This is a genomic window from Sphingobacterium ginsenosidimutans, from assembly GCF_039536865.1.
Taxonomy (GTDB): domain Bacteria; phylum Bacteroidota; class Bacteroidia; order Sphingobacteriales; family Sphingobacteriaceae; genus Sphingobacterium; species Sphingobacterium detergens.
Map to the genome: position 1 here is coordinate 224491 of NZ_BAAAZK010000007.1, position 11990 is coordinate 236480.

Annotated in this window: 10 protein-coding genes; 4 read left to right on the forward strand and 6 right to left on the reverse strand. The window is 41.9% G+C overall.

The genetic code is table 11. The features are described from left to right. Positions 1-15: 15 nt before the first annotated feature. Positions 16-966, forward strand: a complete 951-nt coding sequence (locus ABFX33_RS13275) for a hypothetical protein (RefSeq protein WP_346086408.1) — start codon at positions 16-18, stop codon at positions 964-966. Here the strand turns inward: ABFX33_RS13275 and ABFX33_RS13280 are convergent. Beyond that, a complete protein-coding gene (locus ABFX33_RS13280; protein ID WP_346086409.1) occupies positions 963-2417 on the reverse strand; it encodes an MFS transporter in 1455 nt (484 codons plus the stop codon). The two genes, ABFX33_RS13275 and ABFX33_RS13280, sit on opposite strands and share 4 nt — an antisense overlap. Positions 2418-2535: 118 nt before the next feature. On the opposite strand from ABFX33_RS13280, the gene ABFX33_RS13285 reads away from it, so the two are divergent. Next, positions 2536-2874 (forward strand): winged helix-turn-helix transcriptional regulator, encoded by a 339-nt coding sequence (locus tag ABFX33_RS13285; protein ID WP_120257919.1) that lies wholly within the window; start codon positions 2536-2538, stop codon positions 2872-2874. A gap of 31 nt (positions 2875-2905) precedes the next feature. On the opposite strand, the gene ABFX33_RS13290 is transcribed toward ABFX33_RS13285, so the two are convergent. Further along, entirely contained in the window at positions 2906-3826 is a 921-nt protein-coding gene (locus ABFX33_RS13290; RefSeq protein WP_120257918.1) for a DMT family transporter, read from the reverse strand. A 30-nt stretch (positions 3827-3856) separates the two neighbouring features. Beyond that, entirely contained in the window at positions 3857-4849 is a 993-nt protein-coding gene (locus ABFX33_RS13295) for a 2-hydroxyacid dehydrogenase (protein ID WP_346086410.1), read from the reverse strand. A gap of 168 nt (positions 4850-5017) precedes the next feature. Between ABFX33_RS13295 and ABFX33_RS13300 the strand changes: the two genes are divergently transcribed. Together ABFX33_RS13300 and ABFX33_RS13305 are read left to right on the forward strand one after the other, a co-directional pair. Next, on the forward strand, positions 5018-6085 hold the full coding sequence (locus ABFX33_RS13300; RefSeq protein WP_346086411.1) for an NAD(P)H-dependent flavin oxidoreductase: 1068 nt from the start codon (positions 5018-5020) through the stop codon (positions 6083-6085). 156 nt (positions 6086-6241) lie between these two features. Further along, positions 6242-6958, forward strand: a complete 717-nt coding sequence (locus tag ABFX33_RS13305; protein ID WP_120257915.1) for an MIP family channel protein — start codon at positions 6242-6244, stop codon at positions 6956-6958. Between the two features lie 103 nt (positions 6959-7061). On the opposite strand, the gene ABFX33_RS13310 is transcribed toward ABFX33_RS13305, so the two are convergent. The 3 genes from ABFX33_RS13310 to ABFX33_RS13320 all read right to left on the reverse strand — a co-directional run bounded on the left by ABFX33_RS13310 (position 7062) and on the right by ABFX33_RS13320 (position 11979). After that, complete coding sequence (locus tag ABFX33_RS13310) at positions 7062-8087, reverse strand: threonine aldolase family protein (protein WP_346086412.1); 1026 nt, start codon at positions 8085-8087, stop codon at positions 7062-7064. A 289-nt stretch (positions 8088-8376) separates the two neighbouring features. Continuing rightward, the gene (locus ABFX33_RS13315; protein ID WP_346086413.1) at positions 8377-10428 is read right to left on the reverse strand and encodes a family 16 glycosylhydrolase; all 2052 of its coding nucleotides are present in this window, start codon (positions 10426-10428) and stop codon (positions 8377-8379) included. Further along, positions 10429-11979 carry a RagB/SusD family nutrient uptake outer membrane protein gene (locus ABFX33_RS13320; protein WP_346086414.1) on the reverse strand — a complete coding sequence of 517 codons (1551 nt, stop codon included), beginning with the start codon at positions 11977-11979 and terminating at the stop codon, positions 10429-10431. It abuts the gene before it with no gap. Positions 11980-11990 lie beyond the last annotated feature (11 nt).

Sequence of the window (11990 nt, forward strand, 5' to 3'; positions counted from 1 at the left end):
AGAAGATACAAGCAGATGAACAAAACTATTCTCGTCAACAAGATAGAAATCGATAAAGAAATAATTGTTGATCTAATTAAACAGGACAATTACGATGGTGCTATTAAACTGATCGCCAATCGCGCAAATGTAAAATTGAAAACGGCCCGCGATATTGTTCAAATGTTCGAAGATGGACATATTGATCTTTTTGATGGTAAAGACTTGTTTTTAGTTGATTACGATGAAGTTCCGCACAGCAATTCCACTACTCGTCAAGAGCCTGTCCCATCTTCTTTTTTGGAAGTAGAAAAAGACAAAAGCAAAGGGGCAGGGAGTAAAAAGGGCTTAATAATAGGCTTAGCTGTACTTGTGATAGGTTTTGTTTTTTTACGTTATGTTGTTGGTTTTAACCATATCGGACATCATTTGTCGGAACTAGCTCAGGTATTTGGGAAAAATGATGAGGGGACGGCTGCATTGGATGCTGATACAGCAGCACGGGGATCTTCCTTAGAACCCGGTGTCACCCGTGTAGCTGATGTGGAGGACTTTCGTCCTGTAGATACCAATCTTCTTGCTCCTGAATTCAAATCGGCTGAGATAGCAAAGATTAAAAACGCGCAATTTGATAAATTAATTCCTGCCAAGAACTCTCCCACAGATGAAGATGCACAATTGGCTTTAATCTATCTCACGAACAAGCGATTGACAGCTATTATTATCGAACAAAAACTGAATATCAAAATTGGCAAATGTTATGAAAACCCCAAGAAAGAGGGCAACCAACACTGTGTAAGCTGCATGATATTACTCTATAACCGCGAAAAGAAGACTTGGCAAGAAGCTCCCAATGGGGAGAATTTCCTTGACAACGCCTATGATTTCTATCTGCCTGAAGGTGGAGATACATGGGAAGCAAAGTCCCTCAGTATGCACATACCGTATGATTATGCATTATTCAAAAAATACGAAGGAAAAGATTAATTCAGTACTTCACAGTCATGATGCTGCTGAGCGGTGGTACAGTTGTCTTTCTTTTTCCGATTTGTCGGTAAGTAGGCGATACAACAGCCAACAAAGATGAGTAATAGCATAGATACTGTCGTCGCATAACCATAAGCAGCAGTGACATTATTCAGCTGGAAGAAGGTGTTTCCTTTTTCGTATAGGAAAAGTCCAACAACAAAAGCAATACCGAGGCAGATAGACAGCTGTTGTATCGTGAGGTAGATGGCGGATCCTACACCAATTAATTCCTTGTTGACATCTTTTAATGCAAGTGTCATCAGGGAGGGGAGTACACTACCACATCCAAGCCCATAAATGAAAAAGAGCAGATGAAGCTGATCCGTCGCGATAGTCTCTTTGTTGAAAACGAGCAGATGAAAGAACAGTCCTATAACCATTGTGCCCAATCCGGCCAGCACCACTGCTTTCCCATAACGTTGAATCAACTTGTTGACCATAAGGCTTGCAACGACGTACCCAATACCTTGGTAAACGAAAGCGACACCGGTCATGGTAGCCGTGTAGCTCTTGTGATTCTGTAAATAATTGGAATTAATAATAAAATAGGCATCCTGAACCATGTAATAGGCTAGTGCAGCTACCAGCCCAAGGTTGAAGACCTGGCTGCGGAAGAGTGAGAAGTTAAAAAGTGCCTGTTGTCCGGTTTGGTATAGCTTCTTCTGCTTTTTCAGGAACAATAGCGTTAAGATGAGTACGGTCCCCAACAGCAGGATACACCAGATCGGCCAATGCAATTCAGGTCCCATGATCAAGGGGTATATCATGCCTATCATGAGTATAAACAAAGTCAGCATCGGTATAAATGAGATCGAGGATTTTGGATTTACCTGATCACTGGGGACATAACGATAAGCGGCAATACAGGCAAGGACACCAATAGGAATATTTATTAGGAAAATAAGACGCCAGCTTTCCGGTATCCAGGATTGATCCGGAAGCAGGCCACCGAGCAGCTGACCAATGACAGAGGCAACACCTGCAATACTGCCATATATTCCCAATGCCATTGATCGTTTTGTCGCATCTTCAAAAAGTAAGGTAATTAATGCGATGCCCTGTGGTACCATCATACCTGAACTAATTCCCTGGAGCAGCCTGCCGATTAGTAAGAAATAGATATTGGTTGACAGTCCACATAAGAGCGACGCAAAAGTAAAACCGGCCATACCCAGTAGGTATAATTTCTTTTTGCCAAAATAATCTCCGGCATTGCCTGCATTGATCAACAGACTAGCATACCCAATAATATATAGAATAATAATCCATTGCGTTGCACTATTACTCAGATCCAAGGCATGCTGTATGGTCGGTAAAGAAACATTGATAATGAATAGATCGATGACAAACAAAAAGATGCCAATGGATAAGATAGAAATATGAAGCAAATCTTTAATTTGGAAGCGCATATAGAAAGTTTTTGATAATTTTATACTCAAAAGTAGTTTGGAAATTTTTTATGATCAAGTAGTTATAAATTATGTACTTGGTATGGTTTTATGAACTAATGGTCAGTATGAGGTGATTATGGACGAAAAAAAAAGTGAGTTTTTTGGAAGTTGTTGCGATGTCAATGGTATTTTCAAGATAATAGGTGGAAAATGGAAGGTTTTACTGATCAAGGCCATTGCAAGAGAGTGTCCTAAGCGGTTTGGAGAATTGCGTAGGGAAATGGATGATATGGCACAGACAACATTAACGGTACAACTACGGGAGCTGGAACGCGATGGTATCCTGTGCCGACAGATTTATGCAGAATCACCACCACGGGTAGAATATAAACTCAGCGATCTGGGAAAAACATTGTTACCAATTATAGAGCGGCTCGATGAATGGTGGTTAAGCTATAAAAGTGAGCGTGTATAGGAAGGATTAGGAAATGCATCCTGGTAGTTGTCTACACAGTATGCATTTCTTCTTTTTTTGAGGTCCCCAATAAAACAATCGTCAGGATAATGCAAGCAGTACCCATCCAGTCTGTAAAGGCAAAAGGTGTATTAAGCCATAATACCGCCAGTAATGCCGCTGATAAAGGTTCAGCGGAAGCGAGAAGGCTGGTTTTTTGACCGCCAATTAATTTGACTGCTGTGAGGTACGCGTAAAAAGGGATGAGGGTTCCAAAAATAACGATAAACGATGTATAGCTATAGGTCTGTATATCCCAGACACCAGCTACATCCCAAGGAGCCCTGACAAAACAAAATGCAATTCCGCCGATGAGCATACCCCAGCCAATGACAACTGTTGACTTATACTTATTAAGGAGATGAACAGGTTGTAAGGTATAAAAGGCCAGTGTTACTGCCGACACTAATCCAAAGAACAGCGCAATTCCAGAGATCGACAATGTTCCTATTTTACCATGGGTGACCAGCAAAAACGTACCTAATACGGCCAGTAAAATTGCCAAGCATGTTTTGCCATTGGGAAATTTCCGCTCTTTTAACGCAATATAGATCGCGATCATAACCGGACCGGTGTATTGCATCACCGTTGCTGTAGCAGCATTGGAATAGTTAATCGCAGCAAAATAAGAATATTGAACAGCAAGCACACCAACAATACTAAATAAGAGCAGGTCAATGGCATCTTTGCGGTTGCTCCAGATAGACCATAAGTCCCTTCGGTTATTTGCTCCTGCTAAAATTAGTAGGACAGCGCCTGTTACCAACATTCTAATGGTAATCAGCCATTCGACATTTACCCCTCGTTGTTGAAAAAGAAATTGACCAAAAGTTCCGGAAACACCCCAAAGTATGGCTGCGCTAACAGCCAATAAAAAGCCTTTCAAAACTTTATTGTTCTCTGTATTATTCATGTTAAAAATTAATGACCTTTGGATGTACTGCTATAAGATCACCTCATTGTCGGTGGTGCCGGTGGATAATATATCAGCAATACTTTTTAATGTGCGTTGAGAAATTTGGGTTAATGCTTCCGTTGTGAAAAAGGCCTGATGTGCTGTAACTAAGACATTTGGAAAACTCATCAACAACTGAATGGTGTCATCTTCGATAATAACGGTGGAGAGATCTTTAAAAAATAGTTTCTCTTCCTGTTCATAAACATCAATTCCTAACAATCCTATTTTTCGCTCTTTCAATGCGCTAATGGCATCATTGGTATGAATAAGATTACCGCGACTCGTATTGATAATGGTAACCCCATCCTTCATTTTTGCTAGCGATTCTTTATTGATGAGGTAATGGTTGTCTGGTGTAAGGGGACAATGCAATGAGATGATATCGGAGTCCCTAAATAATTGATCAAGAGATGTATACTGAACACCGGCTGTGATCAGATCCTGATCAGGATACAGATCATACGCGATGACCTCCGCTCCAAACCCGAGGGCAATTCGGATAAACGCTTTACCGATTTTCCCTGTTCCGATAACACCAATCTTCTTTTGATGGATATTGAAGCCCAACAAGCCGTTTAAGGCAAAGTTTTGCTCACGGACGCGATTATAGGCTTTATGTGTTTTTCGGTTGAGTGTCAGTAGCATAGCCATCGTGTGTTCGGCAACGGCTTCAGGAGAATATGCGGGTACACGACAGACTTGGATACCAAATTCTTTCGCCGCATCCAAATCTACATTATTGAAACCTGCACATCGCAAGGCGATTAATTTTACGCCTTTTTGAGCAAGGATTTCTATCACCTTGCGGTCCAACTTGTCATTGACAAAAACACAAACAACCTCTTCATTGTCAATTGCGTTGACAATATGGGGGCCGAGATGGGTTTCATAAAAATTGAATTGAAAACGGTAGGTTTCGTTTTCCCGTTCAAAAAATATTTTATCGTATGGTTTGGTTGAAAAGAAAGCTATTTTCATAAAATTGTATTTCCTAAGTAAATATACAGTATTAATTTTTTATCTGGTTTAAAGTTTGTCGAATAAATGCGGTTGATGCTTGCAAAAAGCCCAATAAAAGCGGTAAATTAGTTTGAAATTATAATCAACTTATCCGATTTAACTTTTGCCGATAAAAATCACTTCATCATGAACTGGTCAACTCAAATTACACAGCTATTAGGCACAAAATATCCGATCGTACAGGCGCCTATGTTTGGTGTTACAACCCCCGAAATGGTTGCAGCGGCTTCAGGAATTGGCGCTTTAGGTACATTGGCCCTTGGAGATTTATCCTACGAAAAATGTATGGATGCCATTGCTGCAACGAAAAAGCTGACGACACAGCCTTTTGCAGTCAATATTTTCGTCAATAGCATGCCTGAGGTGTCAGAAAGTCTGAGATCCCACTATGATAAGGTGAGTTCCTTTGTAACAGCATTAGCTCGTCAACATGGACTAGCGGTCTTGCTGCCGAAGTTTGAGGAAATTCATTTGACGGATTATCGAGAACAAGTAGCTGCTATTATCGCAAGCCAGTGCAAAATCGTCAGTTTTATTTTTGGCAATCTAGACGATGGGAGCATAGGCCTTTTAAAGGAAAATAAGATTATCCTGATCGGTACCTGCACATCCGTTGAGGAGGCCCTGATATTGGAAAAATCGGGTGTTGATATTATTTGTGTACAGGGGCTAGAGGCTGGTGGCCATCGCGGAAGCTTCAATGATATCGCTATCCCACGGATTGGCGGACTGGCATTGTTGTCGCAAGTACATGATCATATAAGTAAACCCTTGATCTATGCAGGCGGGATATACAATGCCAATACCTTGCTTGCGGCGAGACAATTGGGAGCGGCTGGTTTTCAGGTCGGAAGTTTATTGCTTAAATCTGAGGAAAGTGCGTTGTTGGATTTTGAAAAACAACGTCTAAGTAGGGTGAAGGAATCAGATATTGTATTGACCCGGAGTTTTTCGGGACGGTTTACCAGGGCGATAAAGAACACTTTTATTGAGACCTTGGATAGGACGGATTATATTTTACCTTATCCCTATCAAAATAAGTTGACGAATGCGTTGAGAACGGCTGCCAAAGCGAATAAAAATATAGATTTTGTCGGTATCTGGCTAGGGCAATCCATTCATCCCTATCGGGATGGTTCGACAGGGGATATCCTTCAGGCACTGATCCGGGAAGTTGAAGCGCTGACAGATTGAACCGAAATAACCAAGTCATATCCAATATAACTAGAAATATAGGGTTGCTTTGATTCCATAGGGATGTAGATATTGTTCTACAATAATTTATTCGTTGTTCTTGTTTTATATAAAAAATGATTAAATTAGAGTTAACTAAGTTATAAACAGATTCATATGGAAATTAAAACATCTTCAAAGTTTGTTGCCGAACTAATTGGAACATTTGGTTTGGTACTGTTTGGTTGTGGTGCGGCCGCGATTGCTGGAGCCAATACCATGGGGGGACTTTCAGGGCTAGGCCTCTTGGGTATTGCGGTAGCGTTTGGTCTTTCGGTCGTGGTTTTCGCCTACGCCATTGGAGGGATTTCGGGCTGTCATATTAACCCAGCTGTGACAGTAGGCGTACTACTGGCCGGAAAAATGTCCGCTAAGGACGCGATTGTCTATATCATTGCGCAGTTTATCGGTGCACTTTTGGGTGCCTTTGTATTGCAACAGATTTTGAGTGGGCAATTAGCCGGCTTTTCGGCAGGAGAGTGGGCTTACGGATCCAATGGATGGGGAAAAGGTTATCAAAACGAGTATGGTCAAACTTCAGCCTTTCTAATCGAAGCCGTTTTAACTTTTCTCTTTCTTTTTGTCATATTGGCTACAACCTCAAAGGTAGGTAATGGTACTATGGCAGGCTTAGCTATCGGATTTACATTGCTTTTGATCCACTTGGTGGCGATCCCGGTGACAGGTACTTCGGTTAATCCTGCGCGCTCATTTGGACCAGCGATTCTTGCTGGAGGCAATGCATTATCGCAGCTGTGGTTATTTATCGTGGCACCGTTAGTTGGCGCTGCTGTCGCAGCTGGCGTGTGGAGAGCGCTGGAACCTAAAGATTAATTTTTTGGTATAAAAAGAAGCGCGCAAGAATTCTATTATTTCCTTGCGCGCTTTTTTTGCTTATATAGAGTAGTTATCGCTCAGCAAATAATCGTCTTTTCTTTTAGGCTTCCTGCAAATCCCGAATAAAAGCTTCAACCTTTTCCTCATCAGTCGCCCAAGAGGTGATGAGCCGAATCGCGGTATGCTCAGCGTCTATATTTTTCCAGTTATAGAATTGGTAATGCTGGCTCAATCGTTCAATGACCTTCTTTGGAAGAATAGGAAATAATTGATTTGTGGTGGATTCAGTTAAAAAAGTATAGCCCTTTTCACGAACTGCTGACGCAATACGCATGGCCAGGGCATTTGCCTGCCGAGCCAGATCGAAATAGAGATCATCTTTAAATAGTTCCAGAAACTGGATTGAAAGAATACGTCCTTTGGCCAACATAGCACCTTTTTGTTTGATTGCATAGTCAAAATCTATAGCCAATTCAGGTTTATTAAAGATAATGGCTTCTCCCAAAAGGGCTCCATTTTTGGTGCCACCAATATAAAAGACATCGGTATATTCGCTGATGGCAGCGAGTGTCAAATCACTATTTTCAGCAGTAAGTGCATGTCCCAATCGGGCACCATCGAGATACAGTAACAAATGATGGGATTGACAGAATTGAAAGAGTGCCTTGAGTTCATCACGCGTGTAAATTGTGCCAATTTCTGTTGAATTGGAGATATAGACTATACGTGGTTTTACGACATGGGGGGCCAGCGCATAGGCCTCCAGAACATTAGCAATATCTTCAGACCTTAATTTCCCATCTGCTGTTTCGGTTGTGATGACTTTGTGCCCGGTGGCTTCGATTGCACCCGTTTCATTTGCTGCAATATGTCCCGTTTTTGCACTTATTACAGCCTCATGGACACGCAATAAGAACGATATGGCCAGTAAATTTGTTTGCGTTCCTCCAGAGACGAAATAGATGCCCGCATCTGGATTGTTTAATTTTTCTTTTAAAATTGCTTTTGCCTGTTGTGCATATTCATCCTCTCCATATCCGGATTGCTGCACGAGATTGGTTTCAATAAGTTTATCTAAAATACGGGGGTGGGCCCCTTCCGAATAGTCGTTTTTAAAGTTGTACATAGTAAGTGTTTTAGCTCAGGTGTCTTTCTAATTAAGCAATGGCTATTGCAGTTTTTCCAATCTTTCATACCAAAACGATGAACCGAAAAAAGTCAATCGCCGCTTGCGTTTTCAAAAGTATAAATACGTTCTTACTTTTTCCTGCTTTTGAACAAAAAAACATGTTCGGGATCACTGATTACTTCGTCTTTTGCTAAATCTGCAATGAAGCAATCCTAAAAAGTAAAACCGCTTGTCAAGCGATTATGACAAGCGGTTTTGTTTTAAAACGAGAACATCGAATGAACTTTTAATTTAGTAAATCATAGACACGTACATAGTCAACTTCAAATGTCACAGGGAATATGCTGTCATCGACGCCTTCTTTGCCACCCCAGTTGCCACCCACTGCCAAATTGATGAGCCAATGGAAGTTTTGGTCAAAGGGCCATTCTTTAAAACTCTTGTGCTCATTGTCAACATGAAAGATTTCATGGTCATCCACAAAACCTTTGATGTAGGCGGGAGTCCAGTCAACCCGATAGTTGTGAAACTCATCGGAAACTCCTGTAACCTGTCTTTTACTTGTTTTTTGCGTATTTATACCATGATTGTAAGCTTTGGTATGCGTTGAAATATGAACGACATCCTGTTCGTAGCCAACATGTTCGAGAATATCTATTTCACCTGAGTTGGGCCATCCTCCATATTTCCAATCGGTCGGAAGCATCCAGATAGCAGGCCAGGTGCCACGACCTTTAGGTAATTTGGCACGGGCCTCAAATCTTCCATAAGTAAAATCACCTTTATTCTTGCTGACCAATCGAGCCGAAGTATAGGATTTGCCGCCTATATTTTCTTTTTTCGCCGTAATCTTTAAGAGGCCATCTTCTACCTTGGAATTCGTTAATGATGCGTCCATATAATATTGCAGTTCATTGTTACCCCAGCCGTCATCTAAAGAACCGACATCATAGGACCATTTGTTCTTATCCGGTAGACCCGAATAGTTAAATTCGTCGGACCAGGTCGGTGAAGGAGAAAAATGATAGGTGAGGTCTCCTGTTTTAGCCGAATCTGAATTCACATAAAATGGAATATTTGCTGTCGCGACATTATTATTCCCATCGCTTGCATAAACAAATAGACGATAGGCGCCTGCTTTGATGGGAGCGGTGATAGATCCCTTGGTATCGGAATTACTTTTGATATGACCGGATAGCGCTTGAGGTCGCTCCTCACGGTCACCACCCTCTTTGAGATCTGTACTCTCATGAAGGAGTTCCCAACGGATCTGTAATTTATCCCCATCAGGATCCTTTACAAAGACTTCAATCGGATATTTCTTACCTGATTCAAGATAGATAAAATCTTTTGCCTGCCTGTTGTCCAACAAAAAGGATTCTAGCTGCGGTGCCCGATTGTTAGGCCATTTGCCTGACCAGAGATAATGCATTACATCAACGACTTCATTTTCTTCTCCCGCTTCGGTAAACAAACCATACCAGGTTGGTGTGCGTTCTTGTTTCTGACCCCATAGAAAGACATAAGAACCCAGGCAGTTTTTGTCCTGACCGATCGAAGCTTCGTACCTGGATCTATAGACGGCTGCCTTCTGACTACTGCTCTCCTCAATGGATGCTCCCCATGGTGTCTGTAGACTTTCCCAATGCCCCGTAGGTCCCCATTCCGTGACGATATAAGCTTTATTCCAGCCCACTTTTTTTAATTCTTGGGGAACAGCGGCGAGTCCACCGTATACCTGCACGGCAATAAGATCCAGAGCAGGGCACTTTAACTTGATATAATCAATCTCTTTTTGATTTATACCCGCAAGCATGGTCGTTACCAAGTGATTGGGGTCTAATTCATGGATCATTTTTGCAATATCATTGACGGCATCCCAGACTTTGGGATTGCTGTAATGAAGGTTGAGCTCATTACCGATGCCCCAGGCCAATAAGGCTGGATGATCTTTGTATTTCAGGATAACTGTGCGAAGGTATTCTTTCTGTTTGGCAACTGCCGTTTGATCGTTATAATCGAAGCCATGTCGTTCTGTTTTCACATCCAGCCCTAAGGTGACCGTAAGCCCCAATTGCTGTGCTTTATTTAGGATTTCATCCGCGCCTTGAGGACTCCAAGTACGTATGGAGTTGCCTCCATAGGCTTTTAATTGTTCCATATTGCTTGTTCCGCCCGCTCCCTTGATAAAGTAGGGTTTTCCATCACGCATGATTGTAAAGCCGTTACCGGTTTTTGCGACTGCTGTTTTTATGACTTTCCCTTTTTGTCCCCATACGATAGGAACGAAGAGAAGGTTTAGCAATAATAATGTTATTAATCTTCCTGCTGTCTTCATTTATCTAAAGTTAGGATTTGCATCTATTTGGGTCTGAGGTATAGGGAGAAACTCGCTTACACCGGGAATGAATTTTGAACCAAAGACATCTTTTGCACGCCCCGTACGAACCAAGTCATTGAAACGTTCGCCCCACCATTCACAGGCAAATTCAGCCCGACGTTCGTCAAGGATCTGATTGAGGGAGACATTGGCAATTGGTGTTAGTTTTGCGCGTTCGCGAATCAGACGAAAAGGTTCGTCTCCATTTTGTCCCTTTCTGACTTTTGCTTCCGCATTTAATAAAAGTACATCTGCATAACGTAATATACGAACATTATTATTCGCACCATACTCCATTCGGCCTGCTGTCATCTGGGATTTCGGAAGATAGGCCTTGCCGTTGAAATATTTGACACCAAAAGGATTACCATAAACCACGTCGCCGCTTGGTGTTGTCGCGGTTGTAGCCGGATTGCCATTGATTCCACAATATTGGATCGTCGTTTTCAAACGTTCGGTTTCGCCTCTATTGGTAAGGAAATCAACAATATTTTGTGAAGGGGGAACCCATCCAGCACCGGAAATAGGACTCCCTTTCTGATCACCTGAAGGACCTTGCCATTTGAAGAAAGTCCCCCAGTCAACACCTGGTCGAACGATATCACCTGTGCCTAATCCAAAATCGGAATATTGTAGTTCAAAGATTGACTCATTAGCCAGCTTTCCAGGAATTTTAAAAAGCTCGTAATAGTTAGGATATAAAGAAAACCGACCACTGGCTATAATTTTGTTGGTGGCATCAAGCACTTCATTCCAATGTGTGCTTCCATTGTCATTTCCTGCCAGATCTGCCGCCGCTTTTGCTTTTAACAGGAGAGCGGTGTATTTTGTCACAGCACCAATGTGTTTAGACTGGTTTGGACGTGCATCTTCAAGGTCCTCCGAACAGGCATTCATTTCATCAATAATAAATTGTCGGACTTCCGCAGCGGTGCTTTTATTGATCGTAGCTAATCGGCCGATATTATCGCTATCAATCAGAATAGGTACATTGCCAAATAGACGTGATGCCATCAGATGGGCGTATGCCCTTAAGACTTTGACTTCTGCCTTGTATTGTTTGTTGAGCTTTATGTCAGCGGTATTGGATGTGGGAATTTTCGCTGCAAAATTATCCAACTCGATCAAGGCATTGTTTGCTGCGATAACGAGACTGTAATAACTAATCCAAGATTGATTTAGTCCCCAATAGGATTGAATTGTAACATCATTTTGAAAATTTTTGATGCCCATTAATTCGGGATTGTCATTTGGATTTGGGGCAGCTTGTTGGTAGTCGTCATCGCGCATACAACGAATGGAAAGGTCGATCCAATGAACCAGATTATCATCTGCAGCCGAACGGTACACGCCGGATACAGGGCCGTACATCAATGCCGTATTGCTGTAATCGATTTCCTCGGAACGCTGCTGGTTTTCTAAGGGTTTGTCCAAAAACTTACTACAGCTGGATATGGTAAAAGAGAGGCCTAAGCAGCTTGCAATCAGAATATATTTTAAAGTTTTCATACAGTTTAAAT